Below are 22692 nucleotides of genomic sequence, written 5' to 3' on the forward strand. Positions count from 1 at the left end.
CTAATCAAATATGGCTAAGCATCTGGCAATGCTTTGACAGGAAATAGAAAGGCTAGTTGACACTGAAGATGAGAGAAAATGCACTAGAGATGGTCGATGCCATCCAATTTCAGTTTGAGCCAAACTCTCCAAGCAAATCTGTTATTAGAACACTAGTATCTGCGCTGCCAAATGCTGGAGCTATCGCCTCTATAGGCTCGTTTTTACTCTCAGCAATTGCCGGTTAAAGGAATTAGTTGATCGATTAACAACGTTTCACTGATGCTGCAGGTAAAAAGTTGCAGCTGTCCATTGAAATGTTCGTTACTAAAACAAGGAGAAAGGAATGTCAGAAATAAAATTAAGTGTAGAAGAAAGCGTCTATCTTGCTTACAGAGATGGGGGTGGGGAGTCGATTCTTCATTCACACTGTAATGAGTTAGGTATCACTATTGATGATGCAAAGCAAATGATCCGCCGTCAGTATGCGCTTAGAAAAGAAAGTGGAAAACTCGAACCGTATGATAGATCTATATAACTGTTAGTGTTCTACGAGCAGGGTTAAAAATAGGCTCGTGAGGCTTACTAGGTGTCTAGTTTAGCTTTATCAGTTGATTAAGTTGCATTAGCGGCATTACTGATACGGTTATGGAAGAATTGGTGGCCTGTAACGCCCGGTCGGTAGCGTGCCTTCTTCCAAGTCCGTGTTTGTGTATAAGAAACCAGAACTAATAATAGTAGCTTTTTTCGCTCGCTATGGGAGTGCCAGATGATAACGAGCAGGTATCCGTTTCTGATGATGACTTGTGCATAACCATTATTATAATTCAATGAGTAACTAGTTGAATGGAATCATTAATCAAATACGCTGAAAATGTTTTTCAGATACCTCAAGTTTCTATATTTTCAATGTTGCTTTTTCTCTTCTCTATTAAGGTGGCGAAAAAATACTTTGATTCAAAAATTGAAGAAGTTAGTTCCAAGAAACGTTTTGTTGTTGAAGAGTTAAAGACTCTCGATAAAAGTAATGCTTACCTTGTGGAGCAAGTATTTAGTGAACGTTACGGTTACTTAATGAACTATAAGGAGATTGTGTATTTTTTAAGGACCTCTCGCCCGTCTTTAAATATTCACTTGTACCAAAGTGCAGCACCCTATTTTGTTTTTAATAAAACTGATTCTCAGCTCAAACTTCATAGTAAAAACACAGTGAGAGCATTAAGGCTTAAAGGCTTTTTTTTTATGATTGGCTACTATGCATTTTCAATGCTTGGTTTGAGTCTTCTGAATATAATCCATGAGCTAAAGTCCGGAAATGACTCTTCATTCCTTACTAGTCTATTTTTAATAGTTAGTCTTTTGTTTTTTTCGGCCATGTGTGCAACTGCACAAATTAAAACAGAGCAAGCAAGAAAGTTATTGATTAGCATTGAGTTTGATAAATCATAACGAGAGTTTCAAAGTTGGGGGGGCGAAATGCTCTAATGTTTATAAAAGTTAACTTTTAACCTATTCAATTGGAAATTGTTTTTTTTGATTTATAACGTTAATTAAGGATTATTCTGTGCACGCTGTAACTGCCTATTCAATTCGCTGTCATAACTCAGATGCTGGTCGTAAAAATAAAGGTGAAAACTCGTATCACTACTTAAATAAAATAGGGGGTTATGATCTTTTTAATTTACTGAATAGCTTTATTGGTGGCGCTAAAGAATATGTGACAATAAAGGAAACCAAACAGGTTTATAAGTTTGAGCCAAAGATTTCGGATGCAAAGAAACGAATTGTATCAGGTTGGTTAGAGTACGGGCATTATGGTATAGAGTCGGACATTATCAACATCAGAAATAATGAGACGGAATTTGAAAAGAAAACAGATAATGCTGATATGACAAAGTATTTTTACTTGTTCTGGGTTCCTGCTAATTCGAGAGATGGAGTTGCACTGTTTCACACTGTAAGAAGCGATGGAACCAAATCCGTGTTTCAGAAACAATTTAGACCTTATCTGGAACGGTATACTCGACGTTCATTGCAATTGAATCCACTTAGTTTTGACTCCATTCTGCAAGAGTGGGCTAATGCTGAAACTAAAGAAATTGTAGCAATGAGGTTGAAAACGCCAAATGATATAGCAGATATTCCTTTTCTATCAGGTGATATACACACGAACTTTACAATAAAACCTCACAAAAATAAAAGCTTAGGGCCTTTTAGAAATCTATTAAAGCCAGGGACGCCCGAAGCCAAATTGGTTGAAGAGCTTGATGAGATTGGGGATGATGTCAAAGTATTATTGCAGCTGGGTGATAGACAACGCTCTTTTAGAATTGGAAAGAAAAGCAGGCGTGGTAACACTGAGGTTGTTGTACCAGACACTGTGGAGTTGATAGGTGGTGTACCGGAGTTCAATTCAATGTATAATTGGACTGTGTCTGTTTTAGATGATTTCAGGACTAGGCTATACCCTAACGTGGAGGGGTTATGAGCTCCAAAATAAATGTTTTTCACATTGTTAGAGGACACTTTAAATCCTTGCATGAAGGGCAAGGGATAGCTGGCATTCTTGCAGACTATTCTACATTTTTACTTGTGCCTTTTTCATTTTCGCTCTTTGGTTATTTTCTTGATCTGAAGGCTGATAATAATATTATATCCTTGTCGGTTAACTTTGGTGCTATTTTTACCGCTCTTCTAATGAGTGTTCTTGTGCTGGTTTACGATCAAGAAAGCAAGCTGAAAGAAAAGATGTGTGAGGGTGGAGATGATTATTCTACATATCACTCCCCTATGTCAGGTGTTAGGTTAAAATTGATGTCTCAACTTTATTTGAATATATCATATTGTATCGTTGTCTCAATCTCACTGGTTGCTGTTTCTGCTCTCTCCTTACTTTATACATCTGTGCCTGAGCCTATCAAGGGTAAGATATCTTTTGATCTTTTAGAGATTTTATTTACACCGATTATGGTATTCATTCTGTCACATCTGATTTTTACTATTCTGATGGTTGTAAAAAGAATATATGCACTTTTGGTATCAAATTAGATTTTTGTTATTTATTCATCATTTATAAAGAGCCGTCAGAAGACGGCTTTTTTATGCCTTCCTACAACAGCTTTTCATGGAGTTACTGTATAACCTTGCTGTTCTTATATATGTACTTACACACTTTGAGCTGTATATAATTACAGTAATTTGCAATAACCCGCACATGATATGGCAGTTAAAAAGTTACCCTCTGGCAAGTGGCAGGCTCAGGTGTTCCCGGAAGGGCGGGACGGTCGGCGGATCCGCCGGCTGTTCACCACCAAGGGCGAGGCCATGGCCTTTGAACGGCACCTGCTCTCGGCAGACAAGCCCTGGCAGAACGAGGCCGACGAGCAGGAAGAACGGCGGCTGAGTGATCTAGTGGACCGTTGGTATGGCCTGCACGGCCAGAGCCTGACCGATGGCACCAGTCGCCTGTCCAAGCTCAATCATCTGGTGAATGCCCTGGATAATCCGGTGGCCACCGAATTTACCGCGAAAGACTTCGCCAGCTACCGGGAGCGCCGGCTGGCCGGCGACGAAAACACCCGGCCGGTTACGCCCACCACGGTGAACCGGGAGCACGCCTATCTGCGGGCGGTGTTCAACGAGCTGAAGCGGCTGGGGGAGTGGGACGGCGCCAACCCGCTGGACGGCATTCGCACCTACAAGGTGAGCGAGTCGGAGCTGGCGTTCCTGTACCAGGAAGAGATTGTCCGGCTGCTGGATGCCTGCAAGGAGAGCCAGAACCCGGACCTTTACCATGTGGTGCGCATTTGCCTGGCCACCGGCGCCCGCTGGTCGGAGGCGGAAACGCTCACCCAGTCGCAGCTCTCGCCCTACCGGGTGTCGTTTATCAAGACCAAGGGCAAGCGCAACCGCACCATTCCCATTTCCCCCGAGCTGTTCGCCTCGCTGCCCCGGCGGCGGGGCAGGTTGTTCAAGGATTGCTACGAGGCATTCCGTGATGCTGTGACCCGTGCAAAACTGGAGCTGCCGGAAGGGCAGTGCTCCCATGTGTTGCGACACACCTTTGCCAGCCACTTCATGATGAACGGCGGCAATATTCTGGTGCTGCAGCGCATACTTGGGCACTCCACCATCACCATGACTATGCGTTATGCCCACTTCGCGCCAAATCACCTGGAAGACGCGGTAAAGCTCAATCCGCTCACCCTGCACCAGCTTTGAAAAGTGGCAGCAAAATGGCAGCAAATTTTTAGTTTGCTGCCATTTTTTGTGTCTTGCTGAAATATTAAGTCGTTGATTTTATTGTAAGTACTTGATTTTAAATGAGGCTGAAAGGATTTAAAATCCCTCGCTCGCAAGGGCGTGCGGGTTCAAGTCCCGCTCCGGGCACCATGTAAATCAATGATTTCCGCTTCGTCACCCTCAATACACCTGTCCAGCTCCTGGAACAGCCGTTGCAGCCGCTGATAGACCTGCTGGGTTTCCGTGCCTGAGGGGGACAGGGGAGCGTAGTCGTGGCTGTTTATGCCCAGGGGGTCATGGCGGGCCGATTCAATTCGGCGAAAGCCATAGGTGGTGCCCGAGACCTTGGCCAGCAGGGTCAGCTCAAAGCGAATGCGGTCCTGTACCGGCAACAGGGTGTAAACCCTGGCCCGGTTGTCTACCAGGCCGTCGGCACTGAGCATGTCGCGGCCACGGTAGCGTATGACTTTTTCCTCCCCGGCCTGCGCCATCAGCAGCTTTTCGGTGCAGGCGGCGGCCCGGGCTTCGTTAAACGCCGTGGTGGCAAAAAAGGTGAGGGCAGCCAGGCGTGGCGGCGCGTCTTGAGTCACGGTCACACCGGGGCTGCGCTCGTTAATGACGGGGGGAGCATTCCGGGTGACAGGGGGAAAAACCTGGGCGCAACCTGCCAGCAGCAGGACGGGCCACAGCCGTAAAGCCGGAAACATGGTGAACCTCCAAATGTTCTGGGTCGGGCGATGGCGCCCTTGTCCTGCTATCAGTGTGGGCGCCCCGGGCTCTCAGGACAAACCAAACGACGTTATTTGCGTGCCAAGTGGTTACAACCATCCTTGCGCCGGGCTATCATTGAAGCAGGATGTCTATAAGAGTTAACTGGTATTTATGCGCTTTCTGTCCGCTTTTGTCGCGCCAACCCTTTTTTTAACGACTCTGCTTATGTCGAACGCCGCTTTCAGCTATGTCCACGGCTCTGTGGAAAATGTGGTTGCCGCCTATGGGCCGCTGGCGGAAATTCGCATGAAACCCTATTTCATGCGCGCCGAGGTGGACTACCCGCCCAGAGACATAGTGCTGCTGGCCACCAAGGAAGAAAAAGCCCTGGAGCTGTGGGCCCGCAACGATAACGGTGATTTCCGCTTTATCCGCAGCTACCCGGTACGCAAAGCCAGCGGCGGGCCCGGACCCAAGCTCAGGGAAGGGGACAAGCAGGTACCCGAGGGTATCTACCGCATTACCCACCTGAATCCCGACAGCCGCTTTCATCTGTCGATGCGGCTTAACTATCCCAATTCCTACGATCTGATGCGGGCGGCCAAGGAAGGGCGGACCGATCCGGGCGGCGATATCTACATTCATGGCAAGGCCGAGTCCGTCGGCTGCCTGGCCATCGGCGACATCGCCATTGAGGAGCTGTTTGTGCTGGTCAGCCATATCGGTGTCGGCAATACCTCGGTGATCATCGCCCCCCGAGATCCCCGCCGGGAGCCGCTCGACGGCTTTGCCGCCAATCTGCCGCGCTGGGCGGTGGAGCTCTATGCCGATATTTCCCGGGAGTTTGCCAAATACCCGCGCAACGAGGAGATCTGAGCCGACAGCCTTTGCTTTCCGGCCCGCATCACAACCCGTAAAAAAAGGACCATTCCGCTACCGTCACCCCTTGTCGCATCCTTCGCGGTATTGCTTAATAAGCCCATATCAGGGACTCAGGAGAAGGCATGTTCGCGTCAAAAACAAAAAAGCGGGTGGAAGAGCTGGAGCAGCAACTGGCGGCACAGGTGGCCGACTATGAAACCCGCATTGCGGCCAGGGAAAGCGAGCTGAGCGGGCTGCGTGAGGAGCTGGCGCAGATTCGGGACGAGCAGCGCAGTTGCCGGGGTCTGACCCAGGTGGTATTGCGCGGCAGCGACATGCTGCAGGCCATTCGTGCCGGCATGGTGAACAACGCAGAGAGCCTGCTGGCCGAGCGGGAAAAACTGGTGGAAATGGAAGGGGTGTTCGAGCAAACCTACCAGGCCACCGAGGTGCTCAAGCAGCGGTCATCGGTGATCAACGCCGAAGTCTCCCGCAGCGCCGACAGTGCCGCCGTGCTGACGGAAACCGCCGGAAAAATCAGCAACTTCGTGTCGGTCATTCAGGAAATCTCCGAGCAGACCAACCTGTTGGCACTCAACGCCGCCATTGAGGCGGCCCGGGCCGGTGAGCAGGGTCGGGGATTTGCGGTGGTGGCGGACGAGGTGCGCAACCTGGCTGGCAAGGCCCATGAAGCCAGCGGCAACATCAACAACCTGGTGCAGCAGGTGCTGGAGCAGAGCCGGGCCATTCACGCCACCGTCAACGAATCCGTGCTCAGCACCAATGAAATCGCCTCTTCCGCCCAGCAGATCGACGAAGTCACCCGGGAAGTGGTGACCCAGGCCGAGGCCATGCGCCGGGTGATCCAGTGCAACGCCGCCGTGGCCTTTCTGGAAGCGGTCAAGCTCGATCACGCCGTTTGGAAAAGTGATATCTACCAGCGCATTGAACAGCAGAGTTTTGAGCAGCCGGTCACCACCCATACCGAATGTCGCCTGGGCCGGTGGTATTACGAGGGGCGAGGAGCCCGTCTTTATAGCCACCTGACCTCCTACCGCAACCTCGAAGGTGGCCATAAGCGGGTCCACGAGCAGGGCGCCCTGGCATTGCAGGCCTTTGCCGCCGGCCGGGGGGAGGAAGGCCTGCGCTGCCTGCAGGCCATGGAGGCCGCCAGCCTTGACGTCACCCGCCAGCTGGAGGCACTGGAAACCGAGGTTAACCGCGTTTCCTGAGCCGGGCATACAGGGTGGTGCGGCTGATCCCCAGGCGCCGCGCCGCCTCGCTCACATTGCCCCCGCAGGCTGCCAACACTTGCCTGATTTGCCGCTCGGCTGAGGACTTCAGATCCTGTGCCGGCCTTTTTCCGGACGGGGCGGGCAGTTCGGGCAGGTGATGCGCCTCAATCACACCACCGTCGGCGAGAATGCCGGCCACTTCCAGCACCTGTCTGAGCTGGCGAATATTGCCCGGCCAGGAACAGGTGTGCAGGCTGTCCATCAACCCGGTGGCCAGCCGGGCCCGTTCACCGTGTAGCTCCTGCAGTAATTGCTCTACCAGGGCGTCAAACGCCGGCCGCGCAAACTCGCGCAGGGGCGGCAGGGTGAGCCGGTAGCCGTTCAGGCGAAAATACAGATCCTGCCGAAACCGGCCTTCCGCCACCATGGTCTCCAGATCCCGGTGGCTGGCGGCCACCACGCAAAAGTCCACCGGCTCGGGCTCATGGCAGCCCAGGGGTACCACCGTTTTTTCCTGCAATACCCTGAGCAGCCGGGTCTGGGCGGCCAGCGGCAGCTCGCCGATTTCATCCAGAAACAAAATGCCCCGATGGGCGGCGCGCACATAACCGGTGCGCCCGGCCTTGTGACCGCCGGTAAAGGCGCCGGGGGCGTGGCCAAAGAGCTCCGCCTCAATCAGCTCGCTGGGCAGGGCCCCGCAGTTCACCGCCACCAGCGGCCCTTGCGCGCGCCGGCTTTGCTGGTGCAGCCGGCGTACCAGGTGATCCTTGCCGGTGCCGGTCTCTCCCTGCAGCAGCAGGGGCACGCCGTGTTCCAGCAGTTTCAGGGCGGCGGTGTCGGGGGAGTGTTCCGCCACCGGACGAGGGCGCGCCGCCGCCGGCTTTCGGCTCAGCAGGGCCATGCCCTGACCCCAGGGGGTGAGCTCCCCCTGGCGCAGCTGGCGTAACAGGGCGGCGGGATCCAGTGCCGGCAGCCACTGGCGGGCCCGGCGGTTGGCGCCCAGCAGGCGGCCGTCTTCGCGCAGAGCGATCAGGGCCGACCAGGGCTGCTGCAGACCGGCGGCGTCGCTGGCCAGACTCAGCAGCCAGCAGGCGTCCTGCTGTTCGCTGACCAGGGCATTTTCCATGGTCAGCGCCATCAGCCGGGCGGTCAGCAGCATGTCGGCGCTGTGCTCGCCGGCCTCACTGGAGATGTCGATCACCCCCAGCAGCTCGGCGGTGGGGGAAAACACCGGGCTGGCGCTGCAACTGATGGCGCCATTGGCATGCATGTAGTGTTGTTCACCCAGTACCGAGACCTCCTGCTGCTCCAGGATGGCGGTGCCAATGGCGTTGGTGCCCATGGTCTGTTCGTGCCAGCGGGCGCCGGTGGCCAGGGCCAGGCGCCGGGCCCGATCGCCAAAGCGGCTGTCGCCGGCGCTGAGCAAAATGGTGCCGTCGGCATCGGCAAACAGCAGCCGGCAGTCACGCCCCCGTTGCCATTGTTCAAACAGCGGCATGGCGGTTTGCAGCAGGCTCAGCAGGTGGCGGTGGCGCTGCTGGCGCCGGCGCAGCGCGGCCGGACTCAGGCAGCAGGGATCGGCGGCGTGGTTGCGTTGCAGGCCAAAGGTCTGGCTGCGTTGCCAGGAGCGGGTCAGCAGCTCGCCGGGCTGCGGGGTTGGAGCGGGATAGGTCATGATCTTCGCCTGTGCGGAAACTGAACACTTGTACTGAACACCCGTACACTCGCGCTACAGCTCACCGGTTTTTGCCGGCGAGCAATGTGCTCCAGTGTAGCCCGCAATGCCTTGCAGAATAAGACCCCGGCAGCAGTTTGTTATGTAAATGTAAATCTGGCATTGCCCTTGCACTGATCAGCCCGTTACTGAACCCACTCAGCAAGGAGAGCAGCATGATCTATCAGCAACCCGGACAACCCGGTGCCGTTGTCAACTTCAAGGCCCGTTACCAGAACTACATTGGCGGTGAATGGACGGCGCCGGTGCATGGCCGTTATATGGAAAACACCTCACCGGTGAACGGGGCCGTCTTTTGCGAAGTGCCCCGCTCCGACGCCGCCGATGTCGATCTGGCCGTCAAGGCAGCCACCCAGGCCTTTGCCAGCTGGGGCAGCACCCCGGTGGCCGAACGGGCCAACCTGATGTTGCGCATTGCCGATCGCATCGAGCAGAGCAGAGAAATGCTGGCGGTGGCCGAAACCTGGGACAACGGCAAGGCGGTGCGGGAAACCCTGGCCGCCGACATTCCCCTGGTGGTGGATCACTTCCGTTATTTTGCCGGGGCCATTCGGGCCCAGGAAGGCAGCGCCGCCGAACTGGATGGCAGCACCGCCGTCTACCACTTCCGTGAGCCGGTGGGGGTAGTGGGTCAGATTATTCCCTGGAACTTTCCGCTGCTGATGGCGGCCTGGAAGCTGGCCCCGGTGCTGGCCGCGGGGTGCTGTACCGTGCTCAAGCCCGCCGAGCAGACCCCGGCGTCCATTCTGGTGCTGATGGAGCTGATTGGCGATCTGCTGCCGCCGGGGGTGATCAACGTGGTCAACGGCCTGGGCCCGGAGGCGGGCGAGGCGATTCTGCGCCACCCCGGCATTGCCAAGCTGGCCTTTACCGGCTCCACCCCGGTGGGCCAACACATCCTCAAGGCCGCCGCCGAGCGCCTGATCCCCTCCACCGTGGAGCTGGGCGGTAAATCACCCAACATTTTCTTTGAAGACGTGCTGCGCTTTGAGCCCGAGTTCGTGGACAAGTGCATCGAGGGCATGCTGCTCACCTTCTTTAACCAGGGTGAGGTCTGTACCTGTCCGTCCCGGGCTCTGGTGCAGGAAAGCATCTTTGATGACTTTATGGAGCGGGTGCTGGTTCGGGGCCGGGAAATCAAGCAGGGCAATCCGCTGGACACCGAGACCCAGGTGGGTGCCCAGGCTTCCCGGGAGCAGTTCGACAAAATTCTCGGCTACATGGAAATTGGCCGCGCCGAAGGGGCCCAGATGCTGCTGGGCGGCCAGGCCAACTCCATCAGCGGACTGGAAAACGGCTTCTACATTCAGCCCACCATCTTTCAGGGTCGCAACAACATGCGGGTGTTTCAGGAAGAGATCTTCGGTCCGGCGGTGGGGGTCACCACCTTCAAGGACGAAGCCGAGGCCCTGGCCATTGCCAACGACACCGAGTTCGGCCTGGGGGCCGGGGTCTGGACCCGGGACGTGAACCGCGCCTACCGCATGGCCCGGGGCATTCAGGCCGGCCGAGTGTGGATGAACTGCTATCACGCCTATCCCGCCCATGCCGCCTTTGGCGGTTACAAGAAATCGGGCATCGGCCGAGAAACCCACAAGATGATGCTGGATCACTACCAGCTCACCAAATGCATGCTGGTCAGCTACAGCAGCAACCCCCTTGGGTTTTTCTGAATGACTTTTTCTAATCAAAGCGGCGCCGCTCATGCGGCGCCATTTTCCTGAATCACCAACAACAACAGAGGCGCAGGCCTCAACAAGGGAGCCAATCCATGAGCACAGCCACCTTTTTTATGCCCGCCGTCAACCTGATCGGCGACGGTGCCCTGAGCCAGGCGGTGAACCAGATCAGTGAGTCCGGTTTTCGTCATGCCCTGATCGTGACCGACAAGCCCCTGGTGGAGCTGGGTTACGCCGGCCAGCTGCAACAGGCCCTGGCGGACAAGGACATTCAGACCAGTGTGTTTGACGGCGTGCAGGCCAACCCCACCACCGGCAACGTAACCGCGGGGCTGGCGATGCTGAAGCAGAATCAGTGTGACTTTGTGATTTCCCTGGGCGGCGGTTCGCCCCACGACTGCGCCAAGGCCATCGCCCTGGTGGCCAGCAACGGCGGCGACATTCGTGACTATGAAGGGGTCGACCAGTCCGCCAAGCCCCAACTGCCGCTGGTGGCCATCAACACCACCGCCGGCACCGCCTCGGAGATCACTCGTTTCTGCATCATTACCGACGAAAACACCCATATCAAGATGGCCATCGTCGACAAACACGTTACCCCGGTGCTGTCGGTGAACGATCCCGGCCTGATGAAAAACATGCCGGCCTCGCTCACCGCCGCCACCGGCATGGATGCGCTCACCCACGCGGTAGAGGCCTATGTGTCCACCGCCGCCAACCCCATTACCGATGCCTGCGCCATTCAGGCCATTACCCTGATAAGCAACAACCTGGCCAATGCCGTGGCCAACGGCGCCGACATGGCTGCCCGCAACAACATGGCCTATGCCCAGTTGCTGGCGGGCATGGCCTTTAACAATGCCTCCCTGGGTTATGTGCACGCCATGGCCCATCAGCTGGGCGGGTTCTACGATCTGCCCCACGGCGTGTGCAATGCCTTGCTGCTGCCCCATGTGCAGCGCTTTAACAGCCGGGTAGCGGCGCAGCGCCTTACCGAGGTGGCCGCCGCCCTGGGCGAACCGGTGCAGGGGCTGGCCCCGGAGCAGGGCGCGGAGCGCTGCATTGCGGCCATTGAGGGGCTGGCGCGGCAGGTGGGCATTCCCGCCGGCCTGCGCGAGCTCAAGGTGAAGGAAGAAGACTTTGCCGAGCTGGCGCACAACGCCATGAAGGACGCCTGCGGCCTGACCAACCCGGTGCAGCCCACTCACGATGAGGTGGTGGGGATCTTCAAGGCCGCGTTCTGAACTATGCCGGGCTTTTAGCCCGGCATTTTTTCGCTCCCGTCTTTTGTCTCACTTCATACGTCCCACTTGAGTGGGTTGCAAAGTCGCCGGTGTCGGCCAGACTGAATAACAGCGCAAATGTGTCAACACAAGGAGCCCACCATGGCGAACGAAGGTTATCACGAGCCCATTGACGAGCTCAGCGACGATACCCGAGACATGCACAGGGCCATCACCTCGCTGATGGAAGAGCTGGAAGCGGTCGACTGGTACAATCAGCGCGTGGATGCCTGCAAGGATCCCGAGCTCAAGGCCATTCTCAAACACAACCGGGACGAAGAAAAAGAGCACGCCGCCATGGTGCTGGAATGGATTCGCCGTCGTGATCCCACCTTTGACAAGGAGCTCAAGGACTACCTCTTTACCAGCGGCCCGCTCGGCCACCACTGAGCCAGCAGGCATGCTCCTCTCGGGCCATGGCGGTCAACGCCCTGGCCTTTTTTATGGCTTTCGGCGTGGCCCGCGCTCGGTGCTGAAACAGCAGCAACTGCGTTCGTGCTGCTTGGCATCGTGCTTGGCGGCGCTGGCCAGCAGGGCCACGTCTTCGTGAGAATGACAGCGCTGGGCATCCGGATGGACCACACCGATGGCAATGCCCAGCAATGAATAGTGCTGCAGTTCACCGTTGCGGGCAGGGGCCACCATGCCCCGGCGCAGCCGGTCTTCGGTCCGGTAAAAGCCGATAATTTCCTCGTCAAAGCGCTGAATCACCTCGTTGCACAGGCGCTGCCAGTTGCAGCTGGCGTCAAACACCGCCACAAAATCGTCTCCGCCCACATGCCCCAGAAACTGGCCGGCACCGCCGATGAGCTGCTGCATCAGTTGCGCGACCCACAGCAGTACCTTGTCCCCCTGGGCGTAACCGTAGACGTCGTTGTAGGGCTTGAAATGGTTGAGATCAAAATAGGCTACGTAAAAATCCCGCTGCTGGTGCAGGGCCTCGTCGATCTCCCGGTAGATGGGCACGTTGCCCGGCAACTGGGTCAGGGGGTTGGCGTGGCGGGCATGCTGCAGCCGCTGTTCGGTGATGGTGCGCAGCAGGCCGCGTACCGAGCCCAGGCCATGGTAGCGGCCGTTGTGGGTAATGATGAAATGCTGGCGGGCGGTGACGTTGTCGTCGTCGGTGATAAGCTGGCTGGCCCGGTCCAGGGAGGTGTGCCGCTCCACGATCACCGGCTGAGTGTCCATGGCCCGGGACAGGGGCTTGTTGGCGTACAGGGCGCGGCCAAAGGGGGTGGAAAACAGCTCCATCACCCGTGAACGGTGCAGCATGCCCACCGGCATGCCCCCCGCCAGCACCGGAATGGAATGCAGCCGGCTGTCGGCCAGCAGGTGTTCAAAGGCGTCCGTCAGCCGAGCGTTCACGTCCATGGCCTGGGCGGTCTGGGCCAGGCTCTCTACCGTATCCTGCTGGCGGCGGGCCAGGTGGCGTTCACCGGTGGGCACAAAGGCCGGCACCGAGCTGAGGGGGCTGGCCTCGGGACGGCCCAGCCAGTAGCCCTGGCAGTAGTGAATGCCCATCTCCTGCAACTGCTCCAGCTCGGCCCGGGTTTCAATGCCTTCGGCCACCACCGCCGAGTCCATGCTGCGGGCCAGGGCGGCAATGCTGCGCACAAACTCCCGCTTCACCGGATCCTGGTCGAGGTGCTGAATGAAGTGACGGTCAATTTTGACGAAATCGGGTTGCAGCTCCGACCACAGCTTGAGTCCGGAATAGCCGGCGCCGAGATCGTCAATGGCGATGCGAAAGCCCAGCTCCCGGTAGCGTTTGAGCGCCTGTTTCAGGCCTTCGGCATCCTGCACCGCATCCTGCTCCGACAGCTCAATCACGATGTGCTCGGGCGCAATGCCCAGCTCTTCCGCCAGCCGGCGGGTGCAGCCCCTGGGGTGGTGGCGGTCGAGCAGCACATTGGGATTGACGTTGACAAACAGGCTGCCGTTCATGCCGAGCTCATGGTAGCGGTGCAAGGCCGCCTGGCGGCAGGCCAGATCGAGCTCCGACAGCAGGCCGAGCTCGCGGGCCTCGCCAAACAGCGCCGCCGGAAACTCCAGCCGGTGGCCCTGAGGGCCGCGGATCAAGGCCTCATGGCCCAGAATACGTCCGGCCCGAATATCGATGATGGGCTGAAACAGCGGCCGCAGCCGGCCCTCGGCAAGCAGGCCGGTCAGATCGTTGCTGACACAAGAAAGTGGAATCATCTGAAGCTCAATGGTAACGGCTAATGCGGCTACTCTATGGCAGGGCCGTGAACCAAATATGACAGTCGCTTATTCTTTTGAGGCCGCTGATGCCAGCAGCCGGCTCAGGGAGTGCTGGCTGCGAAACAGCTGGGGGGCGGTGCCTTCCCGGGAAAAATACAGGTGGCCGTCGGTACCCAGGGCAATGGCCTCGAACTGGCCGGTTTCGCTCAGCCGGTAGCGTTGCCCGGCGCTTTCCACCACCCGGTGGTTGCGCACCGGATACAGCCAGGCAAAGGCGCGCCGGTCCAGCAGGCCGCGGCTGTAGCCCACCAGCAACAGGGTCTGGCTGGCGGCATCAAAGTCGGCCCCGGTCACCAGCATATGGGTATGCAGCCGCTGCCACTCCGCCAGCGGGGCCGGCTCGGCGTCGGGCCGCAGCCGGTAGATGGCGCTGTGCTGATCGAGCCAGCGCTTGGTCAGCAGCCAGAGTTCGCCGTTGACCCAGGCCAGGGCTTCGGCATCAAAGTTGTGCTGGTGGCGGGGCGGCTGAAAGTTGCGTTGCTCCCGGTAGCTCACCGGCAGCAGCCCGGGCTCGGCCAGGCCCTCGCCACTGAGGGTCAGGGTCACAATGCGCAGATCCTGGCGCCGGCCGCCGTTGTTGCCGGTGTCGGCCAGGTAGAGGGTGTTGCCATGGCGTGTGATGTCCTCCCAGTCCCGGTTGGGGACGGGCACCGGTACACGCTGCACCAGGGCTCCGCGGCGGTCGAGCACAAACAGCTCGGCGGCCTTGCCGCTGTCGTTGTGGCTGACAAAGCCACCGGCCTGAGCGACGAGCCCGGAGCTTTCCGACAAGGCCGCGGGAAAGCTGCCCGCCGGCGCCAGCACCAGGCGCCGATCGCCGGCCCCGGCACAGGCGGTCAGCATCAGCAGCAAGAGGGCACAGAGGGGATGAGGCATGGCAGCAGGCTCCGTTGTTGTTATGTCATTCAGTTATAGCGTTTTGAACCAAGTCCGGTACAGGAATAATAACGTGACCAACCCCAAACAAAGGTTATTTTTAATTATGGCTGTAAACGAAGTGTGAACTGGTGATGTTTGCTGTTAATGCCGGTGATAAGCCATCGATATGGCTGTTTTTATTTTTCAAATCAGGTCAATATTTCACCTTGAAACTGGTAAGCTGCGCGCGGAATGTTGACCTGAATATCAAAAAGGAGCAAAGCGAGTGGCCAAAGGGGTTGCGTTGTCGGTGTTTTCGTCGGTGTTGTTTGCGCTGCTGTATTACTACGCCAGTCTGATGACGCCGATGAACGGCGAGGTGGTGTTTGGCTGGCGCATGTTGCTGACCATGCCCTGCCTGGGCCTGTTTCTGCTGTACAGCGGCGACTGGCGACTGGTGGCCACCCTGCTTTCGCAACTGAAACGCCGCCCGGTGCTGTGGCTGGGCCTGCCGCTGTCGTCTGCCCTGGTGGCGGTGCAACTGTGGATCTTCATGTGGGCGCCCATCAATGGCCGGGGCCTGGCGGTCTCGCTCGGTTATTTCATGATGCCCCTGGTACTGGTACTGGTGGGCCGCTTTCTTTATCACGAACGGCCCACCCGGTTGCAGTGGCTGGCAGTGGCCTGTGCCGCCGTGGGGGTGGCCAACGAGCTATGGCACGCCGGCGGCCTGTCCTGGGAGACCCTGGTGGTGGCCATTGGCTACCCGCTGTATTTCGTGTGGCGGCGCTGGCTGGGTAACGACAACCTGGGCGGCCTGTGGTGCGACATGCTGCTGATGCTGCCGGCGGCGGCCTGGCTGGCGTTTGCCGCCGGCTCGCCCATGGCGGTGTTTGCCGAACGGCCGCTGCTCTATCCGCTGGTGCTGGGCCTGGGGGTGATCAGCGCCCTGGCCCTGGCCTGCTACATTCTCGCCAGCCGCCGCCTGCCCTTCAGCCTGTTCGGCCTGCTCGGCTATGTGGAGCCGGTGCTGTTGGTGCTGGTGTCACTGGTGCTGGGGGAAACCATCTCTGCCGAGGAGTGGCCCACCTATATCGCCATCTGGACGGCGGTGGCGCTGCTGGTACTGGAAGGAGTGCGTAAAATGCTGGCGTTCCGCCGTTATCCCTTCAGCCAGAACGCCGCCCACTGAGGGGCAGCACTCAGGCCCACATCACGCAGACGGCGGCGAGCACGATCAGCACCAGGCCGCCGTGATCCCGCCGGCCGAGCCGTTCCCGAAAATACCAGGCCGAGATCATCAGGGTAAACAGCACTTCCACCTGGCCCAGGGTTTTTACCAGGGCCACGCTTTCCAGGCTCATGGCACTGAACCAGCCAATGGAGCCGAGGCAGCTGGTGAGGCTGACCAGGGCGGTGAGCCCGGGCCGCTGCCAGAGTGAGCCCAGCGCCTGCGGATTGCGCAGGCCCAGCCAGGCCAGCAGCAGCCCGGTCTGCAGCCCGATCACCAGCAGCAGCACCCAGGCGGCGCCAAAGGGAAAGGGCAGGGCCAGCAGCAGGCTGGCTTCCCGCACCCACAGCGAGGTGAGGGCAAAGGCCAGGCCGCTGCCCAGGCCGGTGAGCAGGGTGCTTACCGGTACGCCCTGGCCTGCCGCCCGGCGCAGGCCGCTCAGCAGCCATACCGCCACCCCGCCAAGCATCACCCCCAGCCAGCCCAGGAGCGTGAGCGGCGCGCTGAAAAAGAACACCCCCAATGCCGCCGCCAGTATCGCCTCGCTCTTGGCCAGGCCCACCCCCACCGCGTAGTTGCGCAGCTGGAACAACCGCACCATCAGCGCCGTGGCCAGGATCTGGCTGACCGCCGCCGCCAGGATCAGCGCCGCAAACACCGGCGTAAAGGCGGGCAGGGGCTGGGCCGGCTGCCAGCGATACAACAGCCACAGGTACAGCCCCGCCAGCGGCCAGGCCAGCACAAAACGCGCCAGGGTCACGGCGGTGGCGCCGGCGTTCTGGCTCAGGCGCTTCTGAAAGGCGTTGCGCCAGGCCTGCATCAGGGCGGCAAAGAGGGTAAAGGGGATCCACAGCATGGCGGTGTCCTTGGGCGAAAGAGAAGAGTGGGCGGCGGCCATCTTACCAGAGTGCGCGGCAGCCGGTGACGACGGCGGGGGGATCTGATAGAAAGGAAGGCGGTTCCCATCGACACGAGGCATTTTCCATGGCATTTGACACCTGGCTGGTTTATCTGGCGGCCTGCATCGGCCTGTCGCTGACCCCCGGCCCCAACAGCCTGCTGGCGCTGACCCACGGCGCCCTCTACGGCCCGGGACGCACCCTGGCCACCATTGCCGGCGGGGCGGTTGGCTTTATCGGTGTGGTGGGGTTGTCGATGTTTGGCATCGCCTCGCTGCTGACCCTGGCAAGCGAGCTGCTGCTGGTGATGAAGGTGCTGGGCGGCATCTATCTTATCTGGCTGGGCATTCAGGTGTGGCGCTCGCCGGCACCGGGAGGCGGCGTGGGCACCATCCGCGGCCGCGCCGGGGTCTGGACCATGGCCCGGCAAGGGCTGCTGTCGGCCTTTGCCAATCCCAAGGCCATGCTGTTTTTTGCTGCCTTTCTGCCCCAGTTTATCGATCCCGCCGCCAGCCTGTGGCGGCAGTTTGTGGTGATGGCATTGACCTTTGCGGTGGTGGAAGCCCTGACCGAAGGCTTTATCGCCGGCTTTGCCGGCCGGGTCTCGGGCTGGCTCACCCGTTGCGGCCGGGGCTTTAACCGCACCTGTGGCGGCCTGTTTATGCTGATTGGCGGCTGGTTGCCGTTAAGCCGTTAAGCCACCGCCGGGCTCCGCTGGCCGGCGTTATCGCAGGCGTTCCAGCAGGCTGGCGCTGGCATAGCCGTCGGCCACCAGTCCCTCGGCCTGCTGCCAGGCGCGAATGGCGGCCATGGTGTTGGGGCCAATGACGCCGTCGGCTCCTTGCGTGTCGAACCCCTGCTCGGTCAGGCGCTGTTGCAGCTCCTGTTTTTCGGTACGGCTCAGGGCCCGTTCATGACGCGGCCAGGCCTGGTAAAAATCCCGGCCGCCAGCGATTTTATCGGCCAGGTGTCCCACGCCCAGGGCGTAGGCGGTGGCGTTGTTGTAGCGCTTGATCACATAAAAGTTGTTGAACACCACAAAGGCCGGCCCCTGGGCGCCTGCCGGCACCAGAATGGCGGCGGTGCCGAAGTCGGGCAGGGGCTGGCCGTTGGCCTGGGTGATGCCCAGGCCGCGCCAGTGCGCCACCGGCTCGCGCCGGCTCTGATCCGCCCGGGCGTAATCAAAGTGGCTGGGCAGGCGCACTTCCAGCCCCCAGGGAGCCCCGGGCTGCCAGCCAAAGCGGGACAGATAATAGGCGGTGGAGGCCAGGGCATCGGTGGGGTCTTCCCCCCAGATGTTGCGCTTGCCGTCGCCGTTGAAGTCCTGGGCATATTCCAGATAGCTGGTAGGCATGAACTGGGTATGGCCCATGGCCCCGGCCCAGGAGCCACGCATGTCGTTCACGCTCACGTCGCCCGCCTGCAGAATGCGCAGGGCGGCGAGCAGCTGTTGTTCGGCAAACTGGCGGCGGCGGCCCTCAAAGGCGAGGGTGGCCAGACCCTCGATGGTGGGGGTGTTGCCCCGGTAGCCGCCGTAGTTGGTTTCCATGCCCCAGACCGCCAGCAGCACCTCGGCTTGAACGCCGTAATGTTGCTCCATCCGCTCGAGGGTGTCGGCCAGGGCCCGGCGTTTTTCCCGGCCGGTGCCGACCCGGGGGGCGGACACGGCACTGTCCAGATATTCCCAGATCTGGCGGGTAAACTCCGCCTGGGTGCGATCCAGCTTCACTACGCCGGGATTCAGGTCGATATCCTTAAAGGCGGCGTCAAACACCGCAGGCGCAATGCCTTCGGCCAGGGCATGGCGGCGAAAACGGTCGCGCCAGGCGGCAAAGTCCTGGTGCGGGGCGCCGGCCGCCGGCGCCGGGCTGGCCGCGGTAGTGTTAGCCTGGGGGGAGGAGCTGGCCTGGCTGGTGCAGCCGCCGGTCAGGGCGCCGGCGATCAGGCAGGCCACAAGGGAGCGTCTGAGCATGAAGGTATTCCGGGTTGACTGATGAGCGACAGCTTATCCGATTGCTGAATAAATGAAAGTGGCAAGGCGGCGGGCCGGCCCGCCGATGCCACCATAAAATGACGCAAATGCTGCCTGCCGGCGCAGATCCCCCGGCGCGGCTTTGTTATCATGGCGCCTGCCGTTGGCGTGAACGGAATTAAGTGAAAAAACGGACGTGATGTGTCTGGGCGAGCCACACTCCTGAACAGGATGCTGGCGCATGGGTTTGTATTTGGAGTTGTCATGTACTCGAGCAGAAACTACCAGGAAACCGATATCAGCAGCCTGGAGCTGATTTATCATGATGCGGTCATGGGCCAGGGGCGACGGGGCTACAGCGACGAGCAGGTGCAGGTGTGGGCCGCCTTTCCCTACCTGTACCGGGACGATTTCAGCCGCCTGGTGCGCACCGGCTACACCCGGGTGATGACCCTGCACAACATTCCGGTGGCCTTTGCCACCCTGAACCCGGACCATTACCTGGCCCTGGTCTATGTGCTGGCGGAGCACTCCGGGCGTGGCCTGGCCGGACGGCTGTGTGAGGAAATGGAGCAGGAGGCGCGCCGGCGCGGTGTGCACTGCCTGACCACCGACGCCAGCGTGCTGTCGCGGCCGATGTTTGAACAGCGGGGCTTTCATCTGGTGGATCAGCAGCAGGTGCACAAGGCGGGGCAGAGTTTCAGCCGCTTTATCATGGAAAAAAAGCTGGACTGAGGCCCTGCCCGCCGGCTGGCGTTCATTCCGGCTTTGCCGCACAATAGCGCCGCCGCCGAGCGGCGTGTTATTCAGACATCGGGAGAACGGCCGTGGCCATGCCAAAAGACACCTATTATCTGACCGCCCATTGTCCGGGCAGCCTGGGCACCGTGGACGTGGTGACCCGCTACCTGCGCGAGCAGGGCTGCTATGTGGTGGAAATGCAGACCTTTGACGACGTGCTGAGCCGCCACTTTTTTATTCGCGTCGAATTCCGGCCGCCGGCGGCGCCAAGCTTTGACGAAGCGGCCTTTCGCCAGGGCTTTGCCCCCCGGGCCGAGGGGTTTGCCATGGACTGGCAGCTGACCGCCAGCCACCACAGGCCCAATGTGGTGATCATGGTGTCCCGCCTGGATCACTGCCTGAATGATTTGCTCTACCGCTACCGCACCGGCCAGCTGGCCATCGAGATCCCGGCCATCATTTCCAACCACCCGGATCTGCAGCGGCTGGCCGACTGGCACCATATTCCCTATTACCATCTGCCGGTGGATGACCACAACCGCGCCGAGCAGGAGGCCCAGGTGCTCGCCATCATCAATGAATGCGAGGCAGATCTGGTGGTGCTGGCGCGCTACATGCAAGTGCTGAGCCCTGAGCTGTGCGCCCGGCTGAACGGCCGGGCCATTAATATTCATCATTCCCTGCTGCCCGGTTTCAAGGGGGCCAAGCCCTATCACCAGGCCTATGACAAGGGCGTCAAGCTGGTGGGGGCGACGGCTCACTACATTAACAACGATCTGGATGAGGGCCCCATCATCACCCAGGGGGTGGAAGTGGTGGATCACAGCCATTATCCCGAGCAGCTGATCGCCAAGGGCAAAGACATTGAATGCATCACCCTGTCCCGGGCGGTGCAATACCATATTGAACAAAGGGTGTTCCTGCACAACGGCAAGACAGTGGTCTTTACCAGCTAAGGCCCTTTTCCGGTTTCACGCGATGGAGTTCGTATAGTCATGAAAAAAATCCTGGTGGCCGGCGCCCTGGCGCTGGCCCTGTCCGGCTGCGCCAGTCAGCAGCCCGAGGCGCCCTTTACCCTGACCCTGGCGCACATCAACGACACCCATTCCCATTTTGACCCCAGCGATGTGCCGCTGACCCTGGACGGCCGGCGGGTCTATACCCGGCTGGGGGGCTTTCCGCGCCTGCTGAGCCAGGCCAATAGCCTGCGTGAGCAGGCGACACTGGCCGATCAGCCGCTGCTGTTTGTGCACGGGGGGGGCGCCTGGCAGGGCAGCGGCTATTTCCAGCTCAATCAGGGAGCCATGAACGCCGATCTGCTGGGCCGTCTCGGCCTCGACGCCATGGTGCTGGGTGATCCCGAGTTTGCCCTCGACAACCGGCGGTTGGCGGTCTTTATCGACAGTGTCGGGGTGCCGGTGCTGGCCGCCAACCTCAACACCGAGCGGGAGCCGGTCCTGCAAGGGGCGGCCAACCTTTATCCCTACGTGCTCTATGCCTTTGACGGCAACGACAAGGAGCGGCTGGCCAGCATGGAGGACGCCGGCCGGGATCCGGTGGTGGCGGTGTTCGGCCTGGTGCCGGAAGCGCTGGGTGAGCTCGGTGCCAACACCGGCGGACTGCGCTTTGAGCACGAAGTGGAAACCGCCCAGCGCACCGTCGATGCCCTGCGTGCCCAGGGCGTGAAGCACATCGTGGCCCTTACCCATCTGGGCCTGGAGCGGGACCAGCGGCTGGCGTCCCGGGTGAACGGGATCGATCTTATCGTGGGCGGACGCTCCGAAAGCCTGCTGGGGGACTTTGCCAGTCTGGGCCTGGGCAAGCAGCCGCCCTACGCCCAGCAGGTTACCAACCCCGACGGCCGCGCCAAAACCTGCGTGGTGCAGGCCGGCCATTTCGGACAGGCCATGGGCCGGGTGAGCGTGACCTTCAGCCGCGACGGCCGAGTGACCCGCTGTGAAGGGGGCAACACCCTGCTCGCCGACGGCGAGTTTTACCGTGATGTGCGCCGGGCCGACTCCCATCGCCTGAGCGCGGCCGAGCAGCAGCGCCTGAATGAGGTGGTGGCCGCCGACCCGCGTATTACCGTCGTGGCGGAAGACGCCGAGTTGCGCCGCCATATCGATGAGCAGTACCAGCCCGCGCTGAACGCCGCCTATGGCACCGTCATCGGCCATGTGCCGGCCACCTTGTCGCACGGCCTGCCGGAGCGGGACGGCAGTCAGTCCGAGCTGGCGCCGCTGGTGGCCGCCAGCCAGCTGTACTGGGTCAATACCCCCGAGGTGCGGGCCGTGACCGGTCGCCGGGCCGATCTGGCCCTGGTGGCGGCCAGTGCCGTGGGCACCGCACTGGAGCCGGGTGAACTGAAGCAGGGCAAGGTTCGCCAGGAGTTGCTGCCCGGCGCCACGCCGCTCAGCCTGGTGTCCGTCACCGGCCGGGATCTGGCCGGGCTGTTGCTGGAAACCATCAATGGCGCCCTGGCCGACGACCTGCGCGCGGCGGCGTTTCCCTACACGGCGGGGCTGCGCTATCAGTTTGACGAAACCCGCAAGGGTGCCGGCTTTTTGCGCACCCTGGAGGTGCGCCAGGGTGCGCAGTGGGTCAGGGTGGATCCGAACGCCAGCTACACCGTGGTGATGAACGCCGACCAAGCCTCGGGCAAGGACGGCTGGCATACCCTGTACCAAACTCAGCAGGTGCTGACCGACCGCATCGATCTGGCCCGGGTCAATGGCCGGCTGACCGCCTTTCCGGTGGCGCGGCTGAGCAAGGGACAGGACGGGACCCAGGTGCACTACATCAACCAGCCGCTGAACTGCGGGGCCGGCGGGGTGCGCTGTGATACCGAGGTCGAGGCCTTTATCGACTATGTGCAGGAGCGCCGCCCGCTGCTCAGCCCCCTTGCCGATACCGGCATCACGCTGAACCGGTGGTAAGCCGATGGCTTCGTGATCTGCACCATGCCGGGCCAGTCCCGGCATTTTTTTGCGCGGTGAACAGCCGC

General features: G+C 59.8%; 21 protein-coding genes and 1 pseudogene. 16 read left to right on the forward strand and 6 right to left on the reverse strand.

Annotated elements, in window-relative coordinates; genetic code table 11:
- The first annotated feature begins 325 nt into the window (after positions 1-325).
- The 5 genes from GU3_RS17065 to GU3_RS09065 all read left to right on the forward strand — a co-directional run bounded on the left by GU3_RS17065 (position 326) and on the right by GU3_RS09065 (position 4200).
- Positions 326-517: a hypothetical protein gene (locus GU3_RS17065; RefSeq protein WP_148265879.1), complete on the forward strand. Its 192-nt coding sequence runs from the start codon at positions 326-328 to the stop codon at positions 515-517.
- Positions 518-825: 308 nt separating this feature from the next.
- Positions 826-1428: a hypothetical protein gene (locus tag GU3_RS09060; protein ID WP_014292228.1), complete on the forward strand. Its 603-nt coding sequence runs from the start codon at positions 826-828 to the stop codon at positions 1426-1428.
- A 115-nt stretch (positions 1429-1543) separates the two neighbouring features.
- On the forward strand, positions 1544-2467 hold the full coding sequence (locus GU3_RS17070) for a hypothetical protein (RefSeq protein WP_148265880.1): 924 nt from the start codon (positions 1544-1546) through the stop codon (positions 2465-2467).
- Positions 2464-3027 (forward strand): hypothetical protein, encoded by a 564-nt coding sequence (locus tag GU3_RS17075; protein ID WP_148265881.1) that lies wholly within the window; start codon positions 2464-2466, stop codon positions 3025-3027. The genes GU3_RS17070 and GU3_RS17075 overlap by 4 nt, the downstream gene beginning before the upstream one ends.
- Before the next feature lie 171 nt (positions 3028-3198).
- On the forward strand, positions 3199-4200 hold the full coding sequence (locus GU3_RS09065) for a site-specific integrase (protein ID WP_041543074.1): 1002 nt from the start codon (positions 3199-3201) through the stop codon (positions 4198-4200).
- Positions 4201-4349: 149 nt separating this feature from the next.
- Here the strand turns inward: GU3_RS09065 and GU3_RS09070 are convergent, their stop codons facing one another.
- Positions 4350-4817, reverse strand: coding sequence for a hypothetical protein (locus GU3_RS09070; protein WP_237711124.1), 468 nt, complete (start codon positions 4815-4817; stop codon positions 4350-4352).
- Positions 4818-5157: 340 nt separating this feature from the next.
- Here GU3_RS09070 and GU3_RS09075 point away from each other — a divergent pair, with 340 nt between their 5' ends.
- The 3 genes and pseudogenes from GU3_RS09075 to GU3_RS17460 all read left to right on the forward strand — a co-directional run bounded on the left by GU3_RS09075 (position 5158) and on the right by GU3_RS17460 (position 7025).
- Positions 5158-5808 carry a murein L,D-transpeptidase family protein gene (locus GU3_RS09075; RefSeq protein WP_014292231.1) on the forward strand — a complete coding sequence of 217 codons (651 nt, stop codon included), beginning with the start codon at positions 5158-5160 and terminating at the stop codon, positions 5806-5808.
- Positions 5809-6203: 395 nt separating this feature from the next.
- Positions 6204-6602, forward strand: a pseudogene (locus tag GU3_RS17455) (methyl-accepting chemotaxis protein); the annotation flags it as partial.
- Between the two features lie 42 nt (positions 6603-6644).
- Positions 6645-7025, forward strand: coding sequence for a CZB domain-containing protein (locus tag GU3_RS17460; protein ID WP_237711185.1), 381 nt, complete (start codon positions 6645-6647; stop codon positions 7023-7025).
- On the opposite strand, the gene GU3_RS09085 is transcribed toward GU3_RS17460, so the two are convergent.
- A complete protein-coding gene (locus GU3_RS09085; RefSeq protein WP_014292233.1) occupies positions 7009-8703 on the reverse strand; it encodes a sigma-54-dependent Fis family transcriptional regulator in 1695 nt (564 codons plus the stop codon). The two genes, GU3_RS17460 and GU3_RS09085, sit on opposite strands and share 17 nt — an antisense overlap.
- A gap of 215 nt (positions 8704-8918) precedes the next feature.
- Here GU3_RS09085 and GU3_RS09090 point away from each other — a divergent pair, with 215 nt between their 5' ends.
- The 3 genes from GU3_RS09090 (at position 8919) to GU3_RS09100 (ending at position 12115) form a co-directional block, all read left to right on the forward strand.
- Positions 8919-10436 carry an aldehyde dehydrogenase family protein gene (locus tag GU3_RS09090; RefSeq protein ID WP_014292234.1) on the forward strand — a complete coding sequence of 506 codons (1518 nt, stop codon included), beginning with the start codon at positions 8919-8921 and terminating at the stop codon, positions 10434-10436.
- Positions 10437-10534: 98 nt separating this feature from the next.
- On the forward strand, positions 10535-11686 hold the full coding sequence (gene yiaY / locus GU3_RS09095; protein WP_014292235.1) for an L-threonine dehydrogenase: 1152 nt from the start codon (positions 10535-10537) through the stop codon (positions 11684-11686).
- A gap of 141 nt (positions 11687-11827) precedes the next feature.
- Positions 11828-12115 (forward strand): encapsulin-associated ferritin-like protein, encoded by a 288-nt coding sequence (locus GU3_RS09100; RefSeq protein WP_014292236.1) that lies wholly within the window; start codon positions 11828-11830, stop codon positions 12113-12115.
- Positions 12116-12166: 51 nt separating this feature from the next.
- Here GU3_RS09100 and GU3_RS09105 read toward each other — a convergent pair whose 3' ends face one another.
- Both GU3_RS09105 and GU3_RS09110 read right to left on the reverse strand, forming a co-directional pair.
- Positions 12167-13924 carry a phosphodiesterase gene (locus GU3_RS09105; RefSeq protein ID WP_014292237.1) on the reverse strand — a complete coding sequence of 586 codons (1758 nt, stop codon included), beginning with the start codon at positions 13922-13924 and terminating at the stop codon, positions 12167-12169.
- A 69-nt stretch (positions 13925-13993) separates the two neighbouring features.
- Positions 13994-14863: a hypothetical protein gene (locus GU3_RS09110; RefSeq protein WP_014292238.1), complete on the reverse strand. Its 870-nt coding sequence runs from the start codon at positions 14861-14863 to the stop codon at positions 13994-13996.
- Positions 14864-15131: 268 nt separating this feature from the next.
- Between GU3_RS09110 and rarD the strand changes: the two genes are divergently transcribed.
- Complete coding sequence (rarD, locus tag GU3_RS09115) at positions 15132-16037, forward strand: EamA family transporter RarD (protein ID WP_014292239.1); 906 nt, start codon at positions 15132-15134, stop codon at positions 16035-16037.
- Positions 16038-16047: 10 nt separating this feature from the next.
- Here rarD and GU3_RS09120 read toward each other — a convergent pair whose 3' ends face one another.
- Positions 16048-16932, reverse strand: coding sequence for a DMT family transporter (locus tag GU3_RS09120; RefSeq protein WP_014292240.1), 885 nt, complete (start codon positions 16930-16932; stop codon positions 16048-16050).
- 128 nt (positions 16933-17060) lie between these two features.
- Between GU3_RS09120 and GU3_RS09125 the strand changes: the two genes are divergently transcribed.
- Complete coding sequence (locus GU3_RS09125; RefSeq protein ID WP_014292241.1) at positions 17061-17672, forward strand: LysE family translocator; 612 nt, start codon at positions 17061-17063, stop codon at positions 17670-17672.
- Positions 17673-17699: 27 nt separating this feature from the next.
- On the opposite strand, the gene GU3_RS09130 is transcribed toward GU3_RS09125, so the two are convergent.
- Positions 17700-18947 carry a lytic murein transglycosylase gene (locus tag GU3_RS09130; RefSeq protein ID WP_014292242.1) on the reverse strand — a complete coding sequence of 416 codons (1248 nt, stop codon included), beginning with the start codon at positions 18945-18947 and terminating at the stop codon, positions 17700-17702.
- A 264-nt stretch (positions 18948-19211) separates the two neighbouring features.
- Here GU3_RS09130 and GU3_RS09135 point away from each other — a divergent pair, with 264 nt between their 5' ends.
- The 3 genes from GU3_RS09135 to GU3_RS09145 all read left to right on the forward strand — a co-directional run bounded on the left by GU3_RS09135 (position 19212) and on the right by GU3_RS09145 (position 22624).
- Positions 19212-19682 (forward strand): GNAT family N-acetyltransferase, encoded by a 471-nt coding sequence (locus GU3_RS09135; protein ID WP_014292243.1) that lies wholly within the window; start codon positions 19212-19214, stop codon positions 19680-19682.
- Between the two features lie 92 nt (positions 19683-19774).
- Positions 19775-20644 (forward strand): formyltetrahydrofolate deformylase, encoded by an 870-nt coding sequence (gene purU, locus GU3_RS09140; RefSeq protein WP_014292244.1) that lies wholly within the window; start codon positions 19775-19777, stop codon positions 20642-20644.
- 39 nt (positions 20645-20683) lie between these two features.
- Complete coding sequence (locus GU3_RS09145; protein ID WP_014292245.1) at positions 20684-22624, forward strand: bifunctional UDP-sugar hydrolase/5'-nucleotidase; 1941 nt, start codon at positions 20684-20686, stop codon at positions 22622-22624.
- Positions 22625-22692: the final 68 nt, after the last annotated feature.

It is taken from the genome of Oceanimonas sp. GK1 (genome assembly GCF_000243075.1).
In the GTDB taxonomy this organism is placed as follows: domain Bacteria; phylum Pseudomonadota; class Gammaproteobacteria; order Enterobacterales; family Aeromonadaceae; genus Oceanimonas.